Raw genomic sequence first — 18787 nt, forward strand, 5'->3', positions numbered from 1 at the left:
AGACTGATGGCCGGTTCTTCCCGCACCGATGATTCCCCGTTTGGCCGCTGGTGGCGGAATGTAGACCGGACAACTCTGATCTGCACCTTCATCCTTATTGGTTTTGGCTACATCCTTATGCTGGCAGCCAGCCCTGCTGTGGCCGTGCGTATTGGCGCATCGCGCAATATGTTCATTTTCAAGCAGGTGATGTTTTTAGGCATTGCGGGGGTTATCGTGGTGGGCATTTCCATGCTCTCCCGCAAGGCTGTGCTGCGCCTTTCCATAATAGGCGGCATGCTTATGCTAGGGGCAACAGCACTTACCCTTGTGCATGGCATAGAAATTAAAGGGGCGCGGCGCTGGATTGCCCTGCCCATGATGTCTCTCCAGCCATCCGAGTTTTTAAAGCCCTGCTTTGCCGTTGTTACAGGCTGGCTGCTGACGCAGCGCCGTGTTTCACGCTACTTTCCCGGTATGCTTATTGCCTTTGCCCTATATGGGTTGATTATGCTGCTGCTGAAATCTCAGCCGGACATTGGCATGCTTACGGTTATTACGGCCGTGTTTCTGGTGCAGCTTTTTGTAGATGGCCTCAACCTCATTCTGGTTGCATTTGGCTTTGGCTGCATGATTGCCGCCGGTATTGCTGCGTTTTTCATCTTCCCGCATGTGCGTTCCCGCGTTGAGCGCTTTATGCACCCCGGCGTGGGGGACCACTACCAGATTGATACCGCCCTGCGCGCCTTTGGCAATGGTGGCCTACTAGGCCGTGGCCCCGGTGAAGGCCGCGTAAAAGATCTGCTGCCAGATGCCCATGCAGACTTTGTGTTTGCTGTGGCGGGGGAAGAATACGGGCTGGTTGTGTGCATGCTCATTATCTGCGTATTTGGCGTGATTGTGGTGCGCACTCTGCTGCGGCTGATCCGTGAGGACGATCCATTTGTTGTGATTGCCACATCTGGCTTGGTGACAGGCTTTGGCCTGCAAGCATTTGTGAACATGGCTTCTTCCTTGCATCTTATTCCCACCAAGGGCATGACACTGCCATTTATTTCCTATGGTGGGTCTTCTGCCATGTCTGTTGCGTTGGCTATCGGCATGGTGCTTGCTCTTACACGGCAACAACAGGGGCGTTCCCTGGCTGGCAATAGTTTTGTAACCACACTCAGACAATGGCGGTCAGCATGAGTTCACGTACTATCGTCATTGCCGCAGGCGGCACTGGCGGACACTTCTTTCCGGCCGAAGCGCTGGCAGATACATTGGCAGAACGCGGCCACCACCTTGTGCTTATGACAGATGGGCGCGCTGGTAAGCGGGAAAGTGGTGTATTTGCCCGTGGCCCGCAATATGTTCTCAATGGTGCTGGTGTGGCTGGGCGTGGGCCAATCCGTGCCATTCGTGCAGGCGTCACCCTGTTGGCAAGTGCATGGAAAGCGCGTGCCATTCTCCAACAAATCAAGCCTGATGTAGTGGTAGGTTTTGGGGGCTATCCTTCCGTGCCGCCTTTGTTAGGCGCACGGCTGATCGGGCGTAAACACCCCGCCCTGATTATTCATGAGGGCAATGCTGTGTTGGGTAAGGCCAATGCGGTTCTTTCCCGCTTTGCGGATGTTATTGCTACGTCTTTCCCTTCCGTTGCCAAGCTACCTATTGGCGCGCGTACCGTGTTTACAGGTATGCCCGTACGCCCCGCCATTGCCGCCCTTGCGGGTGAAGGATGGGTGCCACCAACAGACCATATTAACCTACTGGTATGGGGTGGTTCTCTGGGTGCGCGTATTTTCTCTCAGGTTGTGCCTGCTGCTATAGCCAAATTGCCGGAAGGCCTGCGCCAACGTATCCATATTACACAGCAGGCGCGGCAAGATGATCTGGATGCCGTGCGCACTGCATATGCAGAAATGGGTGTGCAGGCACGTGTTGAATCCTTCTTGCAGGATGTGCCCGAACTTCTAGCCTCCGCCCATCTGGTTATCGGGCGTGCTGGCGGCTCTTCTGTGGCAGAAATTACAACAGCGGGCCGCCCGTCCATTCTGGTGCCTTTGCCCATTGCCGCCAGCGATGAGCAAACGGAAAATGCCCGCGCCATTACCAATGCCGGAGCAGGCTGGATGATACGCCAGCCAGACTTCACCTCTGCGGCCCTTGCCAGCCGCCTGAATGATCTTTTCACCGCGCCGGATGAACTGGCACAGGCAGCCCAAGCCGCTGCCACGCTTGCCCGCCCGGATGCTGCCCTCCGCCTGGCCGATATAGTAGAAGAATGCTTCAATCCTTCCCCTGCACCCGCCCATCCGACGACCTCCAGCGAGACGGAGACACGCGCATGAGAGCCCTCCCCCTTTCCATCGGAACCATCCATTTTGTCGGTATTGGCGGCATTGGCATGTCCGGCATTGCGGAGGTGCTGTGCCTATTGGGATATTCTGTGCAGGGCTCGGATATTGCAGAAAACGCTAACGTTAAACGCCTGCGGGCTGCGGGTATTCCTGTAACCATTGGTCATAAAGCCGAAAATTTGGGTGATGCACAGGTGGTGGTTATTTCCACTGCTGTTAAGCGCGATAACCCGGAAGTTGTTGCCGCACGCGCCAAGCTAATTCCGGTTGTACGCCGGGCAGAAATGCTGGCTGAACTCATGCGTCTGCGCTGGTCTGTTGCTGTGGGTGGCACACATGGCAAAACCACCACCACCAGCCTTGTAGCTGCCGTGCTGGAAGCCGCCAAGCTGGACCCGACAGTTATTAACGGTGGTATTATTGAAGCCTACGGCACCAATACCCGTATGGGGAAAGGTGACTGGATGGTGGTTGAGGCAGATGAGAGCGATGGCTCCTTCCTGCGCCTGCCTTCCGTTATTTCGGTTGTTACCAATATGGACCCGGAACATCTGGACCATTGGGGCTCCCCCGAAGCAATGGAAGCAGCTTACGACCAGTTTGTTTCCAACGTGCCATTTTACGGATTTGCCGTGCTGTGCATTGATCACCCAGCCGTGCAGCAGATGATCCCGCGCCTGTCTGACCACCGGATTGTCACCTATGGGTTCTCTCCACAAGCCGATGTGCGTGCAGAAAAACTGATTACTGACAAACTGGGCGCCACGTTCGAAGTCACGCTAACAGATCGCGTAAGCCGCCACACCCGCAAGGCTGGCCCCTTCCGTCTGCCTATGCTGGGTTCTCACAATGTGCAGAACGCTCTGGCCGCCATTGCCGTAGCAACGGAAATGGACATCAGTGATGACGTCATCCGTTCAGGCCTAGCCAGTTTCCGTGGTGTAAAACGCCGCTTTACCCGCACGGGGGAAGCCGGTGGCATTACGGTGATTGATGATTACGGCCATCATCCTGTTGAAATTGCCGCTGTACTGAAAGCTGCCCGGCAAGCTGGTGCCAACCATGTTATTGCCGTTATGCAGCCGCATCGCTATTCGCGCCTGAAAATCCTGTTCTCAGATTTCTGCGCCTGCATGAATGATGCAGATACCGTGATTGTGTCAGATGTGTACGCTGCGGGTGAAGACCCATTGCCCGATGCCAGCCGCGACAAGCTGATTGAAGGCCTGCGTGAACGTGGGCACCGTTCGGTGGTACCATTGTCCAGCCCAGACCATTTGGCAGAAATGATCAACGCCATCGCCAAACCGGGGGATTATGTTGTGTGCCTTGGCGCAGGCACTATTACCAACTGGGCGCAGGCTCTACCTGCCCAGCTTGCTGCCCTGCAGGCAGAAGACAAGGGTGGCAACGCGGCATGAACAATCCGGCCTCCATGCAAGATATGGTCAAGCATGCCTTTGCCAATATGCGCGGAAGGCTAACACCACAGGCACCTTTGGGCCCACGCACGTGGTTTCGGGTTGGTGGGGCGGCAGAATGGCTGTTTCAGCCTGCTGATGCCGAGGATCTGGCTGGTGTTTTGCAACGCCTTTCCCCCGAACTGCCCATAACGGCTTTGGGAGCTTGCTCTAACGTCATCATCCGTGATGGTGGGTTGGAAGGCGTGGTGGTGCGTATGGCGCGTGGGTTTGCTGACATTACGGTAGAAGCTGACGGCATTATAGCTGGCTGCGCCTGTCTGGATGCCACCGTGGCCGAACATGCTGCACAGGCTGGGCTTTCTGGGCTGGAATTTCTGGCTGGCATTCCCGGTTCCATTGGAGGAGCTGTGCGGATGAACGCAGGCGCTTATGGGTCAGACATCGCCAATGTTCTGGATTGGGCCGAAATTATTACCCGTGATGGCAGCCTGATCCGGCTGGATAACGCTGCCCTGCGGTTTGGCTATCGTCGCTCTGGCCTGCCGGAAGGTGCATTTGTTATTCGTGCCCGTTTGCGGGGCACACCTGCAAATCCGCAAGATGTTGCCAACCGTATTGCAGAAGTACGCGCCGCGCGTGAGCTTTCTCAGCCTGTGCGAGCACGCACCGGGGGCTCCACCTTCCGCAATCCAGATGCAGAAACATCTGCTCGTAAAGCTTGGGAACTGATTGACGCCGCAGGGTGCCGTGGGCTGCGCCACGGAGATGCGCAGGTAAGTGAAAAACACTGCAATTTCCTCATCAATCTAGGCAATGCCACAGCAACCGATCTGGAAGAATTGGGGGAAGACGTGCGCACACGCGTTGCCCAGAATTCTGGCGTTTCCCTGCACTGGGAAATCAAGCGGCTAGGTAAAACGGAGGCCTCCCCCAAATGAGTGCACCAAAACGCGTTACCGTGCTGATGGGCGGAATGTCTTCCGAGCGCGTAGTCAGCCTTTCCTCCGGGCAAGGTGTGGCTGAAGCGTTGCGCAGCAAAGGGTATGATGTTTGCACGTTGGATGCCCAAGCAGATCTGGCAGCACTGGTTGAAACACTGAACACACAAAAGCCGGATGTGGTGTTTAACGCCCTACATGGTCGTTTTGGTGAGGATGGCTGTATTCAGGGCATTCTGGACTGGATGGGCATTCCCTATACCCATTCGGGTATTCGGGCCTCGGCCACTGCCATGGATAAAGCTGCTGCCCGTGCTATTTTCCAAACTGCCGGATTGCCTGTAGCCGAAGGGATGGTGGTAGATATTGCCACCCTTGCCGATGCAGATCCCCTGCCCACACCATATGTTGTGAAACCACTCAATGAAGGCTCATCCGTTGGGGTTTCCATTGTGCGCACGGGTTCCAACACGCGGGCAGATATTGTTAAAAACTGGACTTTTGGCCCACAAGCCCTTGTAGAAGCCTTTATTCCGGGCCGTGAAATTACCGTAGGTGTTATGGGAGATCGTGCTCTCACCATTACGGATATTACCCCCACCGGCACGGGGCATGATTTTTACGACTATGATTCCAAATATCAGGTCGGCGGTTCTGCCCACGTTCTGCCTGCACAAATTGATGCTTCTAGCGCCAAACTTGCGCTGGAAGTTGCTGTAAAGGCTCATCAGGCTTTGGGCTGCTCTGGCGCATCGCGCTCTGATTTCCGGTTGGATGATACCAATCCGGAGCAGCCACAGCTCATTCTGCTGGAGGTCAACACGCAACCGGGTATGACGGCAACTTCCCTGTTACCCGAACAGGCCGCCTATTGTGGCATCAGCTACCCGGAACTTTGCGCGTGGCTGGTTGAACAGGCTACCTGCCGACAATGAGGGTGCCCCCATCTCCTGCTGACAGGCCCTCTCGCATCGGGCTTTTTCTTAGGCGGCAAAAACGCTTGCTGCGGCCTATTACCGGGCTGCTGTTTCTGGCCGTTCTGGGTGGTGCTGGATATATCAGCCTGAAAATTCCTGCTGTGCAGGAACAGCTCGCCCCTTTGCGCGATAAGCTGCTGGGTACCTCTGCCCTGCGCGTTACCAGCATTCATATTGACGGTGCACAGCTCACCAGTGAGCAAAGTATTCGGGATGCATTGGGTGTGGAAGTTGGAGACCCCGTGCTGGACTTTAGTGTTTCCGCTGCACGGGAAAAACTGGATACCCTGCCTTTTGTTGATCACGTTACCATAGAACGCCATCTCTCTGGCGAAATTGACGTGCATATTACCGAACGCCTGCCCTATGCTGTCTGGCAGCATCAAGGGCATTTTGAACTGATAGATAAGCAAGGCAACCGTGTGCCAGACCAAGGCATGACAGGTAAGGATGCAGAAGCCTTTACCAAATTGCCGTTGGTTGTGGGGGATGGCGCAAACACATCCGCTGCCAACCTGATTGATATTATAGCACAAGAACCAGACATTAAAGCCCGTGTTACGGCTGCTGTACGTGTCAGTGACAGGCGTTGGAATCTTACACTGCGTGATGGCGCAACCGTGCTTTTGCCAGAAGGCGAGGAAGCACCGGCCATTCACAGGCTGGCAAAAATCAACGCTACAACACGGCTGTTGGATCGGCCCGTGCTGCTGATAGATATGCGCCTGCCAGACCGGTTGACCATTAAGGAAAAACCACCTGCATCTCCACCACCATCGGATGCAGGAAACAACACGCAAGATACTTCTGCACCGCACAAGGCAGATGCTCCCAAACCAGTCTCGCATCCTGTGCACCCTGCGGCTAAAGAAGCAAAAAAAGATAACCCGGAGGAAAACCCAGATGAGTGACCCCACGCGTTCACCCGCTTCCTCTGGATTTAGTCTTTCTGATCGGCTGCATAAAAAGCGCACGACAGCGGCAAATGGCTCTTCCCTGCTGATGAGTGGCGGGGAAAGCTCTCTCCCCCTGCCACCTAGCGAGAAAAACAAACGGCCACATACATGGCGCAATGGTTACACCGCTGTTCTGGACATTGGCTCCACCAAAATCACCTGCCTGATTGGCAAAGGTGAGCCCAACGGCAATTTACGCGTGGTTGGTTATGGCTGGCGGCGTTCTGCTGGTGTGCGTAATGGGGCCATTACAGAGTTGCAGGAAGCAGAAGCTGCCATTCGGGCCACCGTTGGGCAGGCCGAAACCATGGCAGAGCGCCCGATTGACAAGGTGGTGGTTAATCTTTCCTGCGGGCATCCGGCCAGCCGTCTGTTTAACGTGCGCTGGCCTATTGGCGGCCGGGTTGTCACAGAAGCAGATATTCGGCGTGTGGTAACGGAAGGCCGTATTCAGGCCACCGTTCAGGGGCGTGAAGTTATTCATACCCTCCCCATAGATTTTACCGTGGATGATACGGAAGGCGTTTCAGACCCACGGGGCCATCTGTGCGAAACGCTCAAAGCTCGCCTGCATATTATAGATGCGGCCACCACAGCACTGATGAATCTGGAAACTGTGCTGAGCCGTGCGGAACTGAAAATGGAAGCCTTGGTTTCGTCTCCTCTCGCTTCTGGCCTTTCCGTGCTGGATGCAGATGAGCGAGACCTTGGCACTACCGTAGTGGATATGGGGGGTGGCACCACATCTCTGGCGGTGTTTGGTGAAGGGCAAATTCTGCATACGGCTCAGATTGGTGTGGGCGGCCTGCATGTTACGCGTGATATTGCGCGCGGGCTCAGCACCTCCTTGGAAAATGCCGAACGCCTGAAAACCTTTTACGGCAGCGCAGATCTGGCATCAGATGTTGAAGATGAAGTGCTTACCGTTGAACTTTTGGGCAATGATGTCCCGCATTTTGAGCAGGTTTCACGCGCACAGCTCGGCCATATTATCCGCCCGCGCGTAGAAGAAACATTGGAACTGGTGCGTGAAAAACTGGATGGAGCAGGCCTTGGCACTGCGGCCAGTGGGCGCATTGTGTTAACTGGCGGCGCATCCTTGCTAGATGGCATTCGCCCTATGGCAGAACGCATACTTGGCATGCCAGTCAGTTCTGGACGTCCTTCTGGGGCAGGGTTTACGCGCTCCGTTCGCCTTGGGCGGCCTAAGCATATTATTGGGCTGCCCGAAAATACTGCTGCTGCTGCTGGCTTTGCAACAGCAGCTGGATTGCTGTTCTGGGCTGCCAGCGCAGAACGTCCTTTTGGAGACGTGGAGTTTCGGGAAGCAGCCCCTTCCGGCTTTTTACAAAAACTCGTCGCTTTTATTCGAGAGAGGGTTTGATTTAGCTTACAAATTCTTGGTAATCTGAATGTAATCTTATTTCTCTAAGCATATACCGGTAAGCTGCAGCCGTTCGGGAGACACACATGACACTCAACCTGACCGTTCCACCCCAAACACATGCTGATTTTTCCCCAAAAATCACAGTTATTGGTGTTGGCGGTGGGGGAACGAACGCAGTTGACAACATGATTGCGTCCAACCTGCAGGGTGTTGATTTTGTTGTTGCCAACACCGATGCCCAAAGTCTGGAAAAAAGTCTGGCAGATAGCCGAATCCAGCTTGGCCCACATCTGACCCACGGTTTGGGTGCCGGCGCAAAGCCAGAAGTAGGCCGGGCTGCGGCAGAAGAAGCAGCAGATGAAATTGCACGGTATCTGGATGGCGCTCACATGGTTTTTATCACCACCGGCATGGGTGGTGGCACGGGCACAGGCGCAGCCCCCGTTATTGCCCGCATGGCGCGTGAGCGGAATATTCTGACCATCGGTGTTGTCAGTAAGCCTTTTGCTTATGAAGGCAAACGCCGTGGACGCGTTGCGGATGAAGGTATCAAGGAACTTCAGCAGTATGTTGATACGCTGATTGTTATTCCCAACCAGAACCTTTTCCGTATTGCCAACGAACGCACGACTCTACGTGAAGCCTATCAACTGGCTGATCAGGTGCTCAACATGGGCGTGCGCGGCGTAACCGATCTGATGATGGATCGTGGTTACGTTAATCTGGATTTTGCCGATATCCGCAGCGTGATGGCTGAAATGGGCAAAGCCATGATGGGCACAGGTGAAGGTGAAGGTGAAAACCGCGCTGTAGAAGCAGCAGAAGCCGCTATTTCCAACCCGCTGCTGGAAGATACCTGCATGTCCACCGCCAAGGGCCTGCTGGTGAACGTAACCGGTGGCGAAGACATGACCTTCTTTGAAGCAGAAGAAGCATTTAACCGTGTCTGCCGTGAAGTGCCTGAAGATGCGAACATGATCTTCGGGACTGTTATTGATGAAAAAATGAGCGGCCGTATCCGGGTATCCGTGGTTGCCACTGGCATTGATATGCCTTCCGATTCGACCGATCGTCCGCATTTGGTGGCGGTTGAGGGTGAAGCTCCGGCAGAACAGCCGCAGGCTGCTGTTGGTGGCGCCGCGCCAGCGCCGACTGCTGCGCCTGTTCCACCCACAACAACGCAGGCTGCGCCTTCTACACAGGCCACAGCGGCACCGCAGCATGCGCAGGTTTTTCAGCCCGCTGGCGCCAATAATGTTTCTGCTCCGCCAGCACATACAGTGCCGGTACAGGCTGCGCCAACAGCAGCCACCAACCACCAACCTCAACAGCTACGCCCGGCGGTATCTCCCCGCGCTGGTCTGTTTACTGAAACGCCGCGCCAACCCGCCGCAGCCCCTCAGCAGCAGGAAGCCCCAGCACATCGCAGCCTTTTTGGCCGCGTAACTGGTGCGTTCCGCCGCAACGGAGCCGATGCTTCCCGGCAGGAACCCAACGCTCAGCCGCGCCCCACCATCAGCCAAGCTGATCAGGGATCTGGCCTGCGTTCTGGTGAAGGAGATTCCGGTCTGGAAATTCCTACCTTCCTGCGCCGTTAATTTTTTATACTTTACTCTATAAATGCGTCGCCTTTCATAAGGCGGCGCATTTTTTATGTAATAGATGGCAATAATCGTTGACTGGCTTCTCCCAGAAACAAGCTTTAGCGTTGTCATAACTTTCTATCTACGCAAGCATAGGATGCCCAGATAATGGACGGTCTGCTAAGGGAGCCTCTCCTGTATTCCGATATTGTAGAAAGCCCAGTATCTTTTATGCCATCTGTAAGGAAAACCCCGTCTGCTTTGCAGCATACGCTTCGTCATGCCATTTCGTGCACTGGCACGGGGCTGCATACGGGGCAATCCATTCGCATGAGCTTGCATCCTACCTGTGCCGGACATGGCATTGTGTTCCAGCGTACAGATCTGCCCAATGCGGCCCCCATTGCGGCCCGGTACGATAATGTGTTGGAAACACGCCTAAGCACCGTTTTGGGTGAAGCTCAACGCCCAGAAAACCGGGTGGCTACGGTTGAGCATCTTATGGCGGCCTTGAATGGCTGCGGCATAGATAACGTGCTTGTTTTGATTGACGGCCCGGAAACTCCGGTTTTTGATGGGTCTGCCGCCGATTTTGTATTCCTGCTGGATTGTGCCGGGCGGAAGGCGCAGGATGCCCCCCGCCGTTTTATTGAAGTTTCCAAGCCCATTCGGATTTGCCATAATGATTCATGGGCAGAGCTTCACCCCATAACAGGCCACCACCTTCATCTTTCCCTGAGCATTGATTTTCCGGCAAAAGCCATTGGCCAGCAAAGCTATAGCGCCGAGCTTACGCCGTGGTCTTTCCGCCATGAACTGGCAGATAGCCGCACTTTTACCCTTAAAGCGGAAATTGAAGCCCTGCATCGCGCCGGACTGGCACGCGGTGGCTCGCTCGACAATGCCATCGTGGTGGATGATGACCATATTCTCAACCCATCGGGCCTGCGTAAGCCGGACGAATTCATTCGGCATAAAGTCATGGATGCGGTGGGGGATCTCTACCTTGCCGGTGGCGTATTGTTGGGTGAATTCCGGGGCCACAGATCTGGCCATGCGTTGAACAACCAAGTTCTACGCGCCCTTTTTGCAGACCAGAATGCGTGGCGTGATATCACGACATCCCTACCCGCTGCGTCCGCCGCCTGATGCCTTTTTGGCGCAATAACGAATCAATAGCTGTTTCATTGCTTTTCTTGCGCAGTGGGCATGCTATAAGATGCCGTCTCTAAATGAAGAGCCGGTATGTCTGACATTTGTATCAAACCACAGTTACTTCGCCACGTCCTGCCCCGCGTGCTTTCAGTTGCCCTGCTGACGAGCCTGGCAGGCTGTGGCTTGTTTAATGAAAACAAGAAGCTGCCGCCGGCTCCCAAAATTGCTGCGCCTGAAACCCTTTACAATAACGGCATTGATGCCCTGCGCACTCGGCGCTATGCCCTTGCAGCTTCAGAGTTTGAAACGCTTCAGCAGAATTACCCCTATTCTGGTTACATCGCGAATGCCCAGCTTATGGAAGGCTACGCGTATTACCTGAAAGGGAAATACCCCGAAGCCGTGCAGCAGCTTAACCGCTTTATTAGCCTACACCCCACCAGTTCAGATTCCGCCTATGCCTATTATCTGCGCGCCCTGTGCTTTTACGAGCAGATTGCAGATGTCCAGCGCGATCAACAAGGCACGGCAGAATCTATGGATGCACTGGAAGAAGTGATCACACGCTTTCCGCAGTCCAAATACGCACGTGATGCGCAGCTAAAAATTGACCTCTGCCGAGACCATCTGGCCGGTAAGGAGATGCTGGTTGGCCGCTATTATCAGCGTGAAAAGAACTACGAAGGCGCGATCAACCGCTACCAACGTGTGGTGCAGGATTTCCAGACCACCAACCATGTGCCCGAAGCATTGGAACGCATGGTGGAAGTGTATCTGGATCTGGGATTAACGGATCAGGCGCGTAAATCTGCCATTGTGCTGGGTTACAATTACCCCGGCAGCAAATGGTATCGCTATGCCTATGATAATCTGCACCGCTATCATTTGCTAACGGATAAGTTCCCTATTCCCGGCAAAATTGTTTCTGCATCTGATATGCCCAAAGATGCCGAACCCGGAACAGCTGGCGCCAAAAAAGGCACAGCTATGGAACCAGATGCTCTGGCAACAGATACGCGTAATGAAAACACACAGCCGCAGGCCATGCCTATTAAGGCAGCACCTGTTACACCTGTAAAAGCAGAACCTACCGCTCCGGCCGCCCCTGCAAGCTCACCTGCAAAATAAAGAACACATAGAGAACATTTTTCTGGCGGCTCGTGCCTGAAATGAGTATTGTGCATTTGCCGCCCCTCGCGGGCGGGGCAAGCAGAAAGCTATTGGCTTTTGTGTTTTGCCGTCTTTCCTGTCCTTTGGGCGCAAGCCCGGAAAACCGGATGCCATTATGCTAACAAGCCTTTCCATCAGGGATGTTGTTCTGATTGAAACGCTCGATCTCTCAATCCACGCAGGTTTTACTGCACTTACAGGGGAAACCGGAGCGGGCAAATCCATTCTGCTAGACAGTTTGGGCCTTGCCATGGGTGATCGTGCAAGCGCTGGCCTAGTACGTGCCGGTGCACCAGAAGCGCGCGTAACTGCCAGTTTTGATGTTTCTGCTTCACACGAGGCATTCGGCATTCTGCAAGAGCAGGACATTCCCGCAGAATTACAGGAGCCCTTGGTTCTACGCCGTGTTATCTCCAAGGAAGGCCGCTCCCGCGCGTGGATCAACGATCAGCCTGTTGGTATCACGCTTTTGCGGCGCGTGGCCGCAACCCTCATTGAAATTCAAGGCCAGCACGAGCAAATGGGGCTGGCCGATTCCAGCACACATCGCGGTTTGCTTGATGCTTATGGTGTCAAACCTTCCCTATTAAGTGGTACTGCTGGTGCGTTTGATCGTTGGCAAACCCTGCGCTCAGAACTTGCCAATGCACATCGCGCTTTAGAAGAAGCCGCGCGGGAAGAGGAATGGCTGCGCCATACGGTTGATGAACTCACAGCCCTCGCCCCGCAACCGGGTGAGGAAGATGAATTGGCCCAACAGCGCCATGCGCTTCAACAAGCTGAACGACGTGGAGAAGCTGTAGCCGCAGCCCTTTCCGAACTCACCCCCAAAGACAGACGCTCCCCCGGCCCAGCCGCCGCCTTACGTGGCGCAACCCGCGCCCTGCTACGCCTTGTGCCAACAAATGCGTCTGCTCCCTCCCCAACATCGGCAGAAGCCGAACCGTTGGAAGCCCGCACAACAGAAGCCCTCACAGCGCTGGAAAATGCCGAAAACGCTTTGGCAGAAGCCGAAAACCTGCTCTCCCGCTTAGCTGCGGACACAGAAGCCAACCCGCGCCTGTTGGAAGATACAGAAGAGCGCCTGTTCGCCCTTCGCACCGTGGCACGCAAACATTCCATTCCCGTAGATGATCTGGCAGAGTTGCTTACTCGGCTTTCTAGCCGCCTGACAGCACTGGAAAACGGCACGGCGGCGCTGGAATCTCTTAAAATTGCAACTGAAGAAGCGCGGCTAACATATATTCAAAAAGCCAAAGCGCTGCACGAAGCCCGCACCAAAGCTGCCAGCAAGATGGAGCAGGCCGTTACCGCAGAATTAAAGCCTATCAAACTGGAAAAAGCCCGCTTTCTGGTGGATATCAAGCCGCTTCCTGCTGAACAGTGGAGCAGGCAGGGTATGGAACAGGTGATCTTTCTAATCGCGGCCAACCCCGGCCAACCAGCAGGGCCTTTAGCGAAAGTTGCGTCTGGTGGTGAGCTTTCCCGCCTTATGTTGGCGCTTAAACTGGTTCTGGCTGGTCAATCAGGTATTGGCACACTGATTTTTGATGAAATTGACGCGGGCGTTGGGGGAGCTACAGCCGCCGCCATTGGTGAACGCCTGCATCGGCTTGCGCAAAATGTGCAGGTTCTGGCTGTTACCCATAGCCCTCAAGTGGCGGCCAGCGCAGATGCACATTTGCGTATTGGCAAACTTACCCGCAACGGCCAAACCGTAACACACGCCACCCCACTTACAGACACAGAGCGTAATGAGGAAATTGCGCGTATGTTGGCCGGTGATACAGTAACCGATGCCGCCCGCGCCGCTGCCGCCAGCCTACTTGGACATGACAATAATGCCTGAACCCGCCTTTCTTCCCGCTACAATGACACTCCAACAAGCACGGGAAGAACTGGAGCACCTTGCTGCCGAAATTGCCCACCATAACGCGGCTTACTATCGGAACGATGCGCCAGAAATCAGCGATGCAGAATATGATGCCCTGCGTAGGCGGTATGATGCCATTGTGGCTCAGCACCCACAGGCCGAACCAGAAAACAGCGCAGCCCAAGCCGTAGGGGCCGCACCCGATACAGCTTTTGGCAAGCACATCCACCTTGTGCCCATGCTCTCACTGGACAACGTGTTTGACCGGGAAGATTTTGAAGGCTTTATCAGCCGCGCCACACGCTTTTTAGGGCTGGATCAGGAAGCGACAGAACAACTGATTTTTGTAGGGGAGCCCAAAATTGATGGCCTTTCTATCAGCCTAACCTACGAAAAAGGCCGTTTTGTACGTGGCACCACCCGCGGCGATGGCACTGAAGGCGAAGACGTTACCGCCAATTTGCGCACGCTTAAGGATTTGCCGTTACGCCTTTCTGGCTCCTACCCCGATCTCATCGAAATTCGTGGTGAGGTTTTTCTTTCCAAAAAGCACTTTCTGGAACTCAACGCAGCGCAAGAAGCTGCAAACAAACGGCTGTTTGCCAACCCGCGTAATGCAGCCGCGGGTTCATTACGGCAGCTAGATTCCAAAATTACGGCACAACGCCCGCTGTCCTTATTCGCTTATGCGCTTGGTTTCTGCTCAGAAAAAATCAGCCGCAGCCATTGGGCTTATCTGGAGCAACTCAAAGCATGGGGCTTTCCGGTTAATCCGCTTTCTCGCCAGATTAAAGGCGTAGAAGATGCCGAAGTCTTTTTTGCGGAAGTCAGCCAGAATCGGGCTGAACTTGCCTACGATATTGATGGCGTTGTTTACAAAATTGATGATCTGGCCCTGCAAGAACGCTTAGGTTTTGCAGGCCGCGCCCCGCGCTGGGCCATTGCGTGGAAGTTTCCGGCGGAACAGGCGGTTACCCGCCTGAAAGAAATAGAAATTCAGGTTGGCCGCACAGGTGCGCTCACCCCTGTTGCACATCTGGAGCCGGTAAATGTTGGTGGTGTGCTGGTTATGCGCGCAACCTTGCATAATGAAGATGAAATTGCCCGCAAGGATGTCCGCCCCGGTGATATGGTTTTTATCCAGCGGGCGGGGGATGTTATCCCTCAAGTGTTGGGCGTTGCCCCTTCTACAGATAGCACGCCCCGGCAGGCCCCTTATCACTTCCCCGATCATTGCCCTGCTTGCGGTGCGGCGGCGGTGCGGCCAGAAGGCGAAGCTGTGCGCCGTTGCACAGGTGGGCTCACCTGCCCCGCGCAGGTTGTGGAGCGGCTGATCCACTTTGTTTCCCGCCAAGCGTTTGACATTGAAGGCTTGGGAGACCGTAGTATTCGTGAATTCCACGATATCGGCCTGATTTTAACACCTGGTGACATTTTCCGTCTGCATGAACACGCCGCAGATATAGAAAAGCGCGATGGTTGGGGCGAGCAATCTGTTCAAAAGCTGTTGCAGGCCGTAGAGAGCCGCCGCACCATTTCTCTTTCTCGTTTTATTTATGCGCTTGGCATCCGTCGGATTGGCGCCAGCAATGCCCGCCTGCTGGCACGCCACTATGGCACCTATGAAAACTGGTTTAACCAGATGCAGGCTGCCGCCATTATTGGATCTGACGCACGGCTGGAACTGGGTTCCATTACCGGTATAGGCACAACCACAGCGGAAGATCTGGTGGCCTTTGTGGCAGAAGAACATAATCTGCAAACATTGGCGGATTTACGCGCAAATCTGACCATAACGGAAGAAACCGCAGCATCCGAAGGTGCCTTGGCTGGCAAAACCATTGTGTTTACCGGCACCCTACACACCATGACACGGCCAGAAGCCAAAGCAACGGCAGAACGCATGGGCGCTAAGGTTTCGGATTCTGTTTCCAAAAAAACAGATCTGGTTGTTCTGGGGGAAAAAGCTGGCTCAAAGGCCAAAAAGGCTGTGGAACTTGGCCTTCAAACCATGGATGAAGCAGAATGGAACGCTTTTTGCTCCGAGCAGGAATAGCGCAGCGCGGCACACTTTTTTTTGTATTCTGATACAAAAGAGAGATTGCCCGCCCAGCAAAACTGCGTCATGCTACTTTCCAACGAAGGGATGGATTACAAAGTCGTCCAAAACCAAGAATAAAAATAGTACGCAGGCCAGCCTATCGCCCCGTTATCTCCTTTTCCTCCCCTCGGTCGGGGCTTTTGGCTTTACTGTGTGCAGGAATGAAGTGAACGGCACATGACCAAGTGGATCTACAGTTTCGGCGCAGGCCAGAGCGAAGGCAACGCCGGGATGCGCAATCTCCTCGGCGGTAAGGGAGCTAATCTGGCAGAAATGGCCAATATTGGCCTGCCCGTCCCCCCGGGGTTTACCATTACCACTGAAGTCTGCACGGCGTTCTACGAAAACGGACGGAAATACCCGGCTGAACTGGAATCCCAGCTTGAAGAAGCTATGGGTCTGGTTGAAAAAGCCATGGGTCTGCGCTTTGGCGATGCCAATGCCCCTTTGCTTGTTTCTGTCCGTTCTGGCGCACGTGTTTCCATGCCCGGCATGATGGATACAGTTCTCAACCTGGGGCTGAATGACAGCACCGTTGAAGGGCTGGTAAAATCATCCGGTGATGCCCGGTTTGCATGGGATAGCTACCGCCGCTTCATTCAGATGTACGGCTCCGTTGTGCTGGGTGTTGCCCACCACCGCTTTGAAGATCTGCTTGAGCAGATCAAGCGTGCCATCGGCAAGGAAGATGATACATCTCTGAGCGCTGAGGAATGGCAGGAAGTCGTTAAAGGCTACAAACAGATTGTTCTGCAGGAAACCGGCACCGCTTTTCCTGAAAGCCCGAAAGAGCAGCTTTGGGGCGCCATTGGGGCCGTATTTGGCTCATGGATGAACCCACGCGCCAACACTTACCGCAAGCTGCATGATATTCCGGCAAGCTGGGGCACAGCTGTTAACGTGCAATCCATGGTGTTCGGCAACATGGGTGATGATTGCGCCACAGGCGTCTGCTTCACACGTGATCCTTCTACCGGTGAAAACATTTTCTACGGTGAATACCTGATCAACGCTCAGGGTGAAGACGTTGTGGCCGGTATCCGCACACCACAGCCCATGGCTGCATCCCGTGCGGCTGAAGGCCAAGTGCCTATGGAAAAGGCCCTGCCCAACGCGTATCAGGAACTGCTAAAAGTGCGCGATCTGCTGGAACGCCACTACCGCGATATGCAGGATATTGAGTTCACGGTGCAGGCTAACAAGCTGTACCTGCTCCAGACTCGCTCTGGTAAACGCACAGCCGCAGCCGCCCTACGCATTGCCATTGATATGGCCAAGGAAAACCTGATCACGCAGGAAGAAGCCGTTAACCGCGTGCCTCCTGCATCTCTCGATCAACTTCTGCACCCTGTGCTGGATCCCAAAGCAGAACGTCAGCTTTTGACACGCGGCCTTCCCGCTTCTCCGGGTGCGGCAACGGGCGTTATCGCGTTCTCTGCTGAAGATGTGGAAGACCGTGCAGCCAAAGGTGAAGATGTTATTCTGGTGCGTGTTGAAACCTCTCCAGAAGACGTGCACGGCATGCACGCTGCCCGCGGTGTGCTAACAACACGTGGCGGCATGACATCCCACGCTGCTGTGGTGGCCCGTGGCATGGGCCGCGTGTGCGTAGCCGGTGCTGGCAGCATTGCCGTGGACTACAAAGCCCAGACCATGAAGGTAGATGGCCACACGCTTAAAGCTGGTGACTGGCTTACACTGGATGGTGGCACGGGTGCTGTTTACAAAGGCCGTGTTCCCACCATTCCACCAACACTCTCTGGTGACTTTGCAACCCTTATGGGGTGGGCAGATTCCATCCGTCGCCTTGGTGTGCGCGCCAATGCTGAAACGCCAGAAGATGCGGCAACAGCCCGCCGCTTTGGTGCGGAAGGTATTGGCCTGTGCCGGACGGAGCATATGTTCTTCGGCCCTGATCGTATTGGCCATGTGCGCCAGATGATTATGGCGGATGACAAAGCCACCCGCGCCAAAGCCATTAACGCGCTTCTGCCCTTCCAGCGGAGTGACTTTACAGAACTGTTCCGCATTATGGCGGGGCTACCTGTAACCATTCGTCTGCTTGATCCGCCGCTGCACGAATTCCTGCCGCATGGTGAAGCTGAGCTGGAAGAAGTGGCCAAAGCGCTTGGGCAGGATGTTGAAACCCTGCGCGCACGCCGGTCTGCACTATCTGAAGCCAACCCGATGCTGGGCCATCGTGGTTGCCGTCTGGGCATTACATACCCAGAAATCTACGCCATGCAGGTGCGTGCCATTGCAGAAGCGGCTCTTGATATTGCCAAGGAAACAGGCAAGCCTGTTGCTCCAGAAATCATGATCCCACTGATTAGTACCAAGGCAGAACTGGATCTGGTGCGTAAAACCTGTGAAACAGCCATTGCTGATGTTCTTTCTGAACGGAAGGCAGAGCTGTCTTACAAGATCGGCACCATGATCGAACTGCCACGTGCAGCCATTACGGCAGATCAGATTGCGCAGAGCGCAGACTTCTTCTCCTTCGGCACAAACGATCTGACACAGACCACCCTTGGCCTTTCCCGCGATGATGCTGGCTCCTTCCTGCCAGAATACGTGGAAAAAGGGCTGCTTCCGCAAGATCCGTTTGTCTCGATCGACCGCGAAGGCGTTGGCGCACTGGTGCGTATGGGTGTGGAAAAAGGCCGTGCCACCAAGTCCGACATCAAACTGGGCATCTGTGGTGAACACGGGGGCGATCCGCTTTCCATCTCCTTCTTTGAAGAAGTTGGGTTGGATTACGTCTCCTGCTCTCCCTTCCGGGTGCCCGTTGCCAGATTGGCCGCAGCACAGGCTGCACTGGCTGCCAAAAACAACAAGGCCGTAAAAGCCTGAACAAAAAGGTGGCCGCCTCTCACCGAGGCGGCCATTTTTGAATCTA

13 protein-coding genes are annotated in these 18787 nt (G+C 54.8%); all 13 read left to right on the forward strand.

Features of this window, described 5'->3' with window-relative positions:
- Positions 1–6 precede the first annotated feature (6 nt).
- The 13 genes from FKW19_RS04450 to ppdK all read left to right on the forward strand — a co-directional run bounded on the left by FKW19_RS04450 (position 7) and on the right by ppdK (position 18741).
- Complete coding sequence (locus FKW19_RS04450; protein WP_006117418.1) at positions 7–1170, forward strand: FtsW/RodA/SpoVE family cell cycle protein; 1164 nt, start codon at positions 7–9, stop codon at positions 1168–1170.
- Positions 1167–2315: an undecaprenyldiphospho-muramoylpentapeptide beta-N-acetylglucosaminyltransferase gene (murG, locus tag FKW19_RS04455; RefSeq protein ID WP_089179336.1), complete on the forward strand. Its 1149-nt coding sequence runs from the start codon at positions 1167–1169 to the stop codon at positions 2313–2315. The genes FKW19_RS04450 and murG overlap by 4 nt, the downstream gene beginning before the upstream one ends.
- The gene (gene murC, locus FKW19_RS04460) at positions 2312–3745 is read left to right on the forward strand and encodes a UDP-N-acetylmuramate--L-alanine ligase (RefSeq protein ID WP_035351936.1); all 1434 of its coding nucleotides are present in this window, start codon (positions 2312–2314) and stop codon (positions 3743–3745) included. Before murG ends, murC begins: the two co-directional genes overlap by 4 nt.
- Positions 3742–4686, forward strand: a complete 945-nt coding sequence (gene murB / locus FKW19_RS04465; protein ID WP_089179337.1) for a UDP-N-acetylmuramate dehydrogenase — start codon at positions 3742–3744, stop codon at positions 4684–4686. Before murC ends, murB begins: the two co-directional genes overlap by 4 nt.
- On the forward strand, positions 4683–5621 hold the full coding sequence (locus FKW19_RS04470; RefSeq protein ID WP_089179338.1) for a D-alanine--D-alanine ligase: 939 nt from the start codon (positions 4683–4685) through the stop codon (positions 5619–5621). Before murB ends, FKW19_RS04470 begins: the two co-directional genes overlap by 4 nt.
- On the forward strand, positions 5618–6574 hold the full coding sequence (locus FKW19_RS04475) for a cell division protein FtsQ/DivIB (RefSeq protein WP_063354420.1): 957 nt from the start codon (positions 5618–5620) through the stop codon (positions 6572–6574). The genes FKW19_RS04470 and FKW19_RS04475 overlap by 4 nt, the downstream gene beginning before the upstream one ends.
- Positions 6567–8003 (forward strand): cell division protein FtsA, encoded by a 1437-nt coding sequence (gene ftsA / locus FKW19_RS04480; RefSeq protein WP_089179339.1) that lies wholly within the window; start codon positions 6567–6569, stop codon positions 8001–8003. Before FKW19_RS04475 ends, ftsA begins: the two co-directional genes overlap by 8 nt.
- 86 nt (positions 8004–8089) lie before the next feature.
- On the forward strand, positions 8090–9604 hold the full coding sequence (ftsZ, locus tag FKW19_RS04485) for a cell division protein FtsZ (protein WP_089179340.1): 1515 nt from the start codon (positions 8090–8092) through the stop codon (positions 9602–9604).
- A gap of 153 nt (positions 9605–9757) precedes the next feature.
- A complete protein-coding gene (gene lpxC / locus FKW19_RS04490; protein WP_089179341.1) occupies positions 9758–10738 on the forward strand; it encodes a UDP-3-O-acyl-N-acetylglucosamine deacetylase in 981 nt (326 codons plus the stop codon).
- A gap of 96 nt (positions 10739–10834) precedes the next feature.
- Positions 10835–11872: an outer membrane protein assembly factor BamD gene (locus tag FKW19_RS04495; protein WP_063354424.1), complete on the forward strand. Its 1038-nt coding sequence runs from the start codon at positions 10835–10837 to the stop codon at positions 11870–11872.
- A gap of 157 nt (positions 11873–12029) precedes the next feature.
- Positions 12030–13763, forward strand: a complete 1734-nt coding sequence (gene recN, locus FKW19_RS04500) for a DNA repair protein RecN (protein WP_162870704.1) — start codon at positions 12030–12032, stop codon at positions 13761–13763.
- Positions 13756–15843, forward strand: a complete 2088-nt coding sequence (gene ligA / locus FKW19_RS04505; protein ID WP_089179343.1) for an NAD-dependent DNA ligase LigA — start codon at positions 13756–13758, stop codon at positions 15841–15843. Before recN ends, ligA begins: the two co-directional genes overlap by 8 nt.
- Positions 15844–16065: 222 nt before the next feature.
- A complete protein-coding gene (gene ppdK / locus FKW19_RS04510) occupies positions 16066–18741 on the forward strand; it encodes a pyruvate, phosphate dikinase (protein WP_089179344.1) in 2676 nt (891 codons plus the stop codon).
- Positions 18742–18787: the final 46 nt, after the last annotated feature.

It is taken from the genome of Acetobacter sp. DmW_125128 (assembly GCF_008704325.1).
In the GTDB taxonomy this organism is placed as follows: Bacteria; Pseudomonadota; Alphaproteobacteria; order Acetobacterales; family Acetobacteraceae; genus Acetobacter; species Acetobacter oryzifermentans.

Coding starts and splice junctions, on each gene's coding strand:
- ligA (WP_089179343.1), top strand. CDS start 13,756: ATGCCTGAACCCGCCTTTCTTCCCGCTACAATGACACTCCAACAAGCA.
- FKW19_RS04475 (WP_063354420.1), top strand. CDS start 5,618: ATGAGGGTGCCCCCATCTCCTGCTGACAGGCCCTCTCGCATCGGGCTT.
- FKW19_RS04450 (WP_006117418.1), top strand. CDS start 7: ATGGCCGGTTCTTCCCGCACCGATGATTCCCCGTTTGGCCGCTGGTGG.
- ftsZ (WP_089179340.1), top strand. CDS start 8,090: ATGACACTCAACCTGACCGTTCCACCCCAAACACATGCTGATTTTTCC.
- lpxC (WP_089179341.1), top strand. CDS start 9,758: ATGGACGGTCTGCTAAGGGAGCCTCTCCTGTATTCCGATATTGTAGAA.
- murB (WP_089179337.1), top strand. CDS start 3,742: ATGAACAATCCGGCCTCCATGCAAGATATGGTCAAGCATGCCTTTGCC.
- recN (WP_162870704.1), top strand. CDS start 12,030: ATGCTAACAAGCCTTTCCATCAGGGATGTTGTTCTGATTGAAACGCTC.
- ppdK (WP_089179344.1), top strand. CDS start 16,066: ATGACCAAGTGGATCTACAGTTTCGGCGCAGGCCAGAGCGAAGGCAAC.
- murC (WP_035351936.1), top strand. CDS start 2,312: ATGAGAGCCCTCCCCCTTTCCATCGGAACCATCCATTTTGTCGGTATT.
- ftsA (WP_089179339.1), top strand. CDS start 6,567: ATGAGTGACCCCACGCGTTCACCCGCTTCCTCTGGATTTAGTCTTTCT.
- FKW19_RS04470 (WP_089179338.1), top strand. CDS start 4,683: ATGAGTGCACCAAAACGCGTTACCGTGCTGATGGGCGGAATGTCTTCC.
- FKW19_RS04495 (WP_063354424.1), top strand. CDS start 10,835: ATGTCTGACATTTGTATCAAACCACAGTTACTTCGCCACGTCCTGCCC.
- murG (WP_089179336.1), top strand. CDS start 1,167: ATGAGTTCACGTACTATCGTCATTGCCGCAGGCGGCACTGGCGGACAC.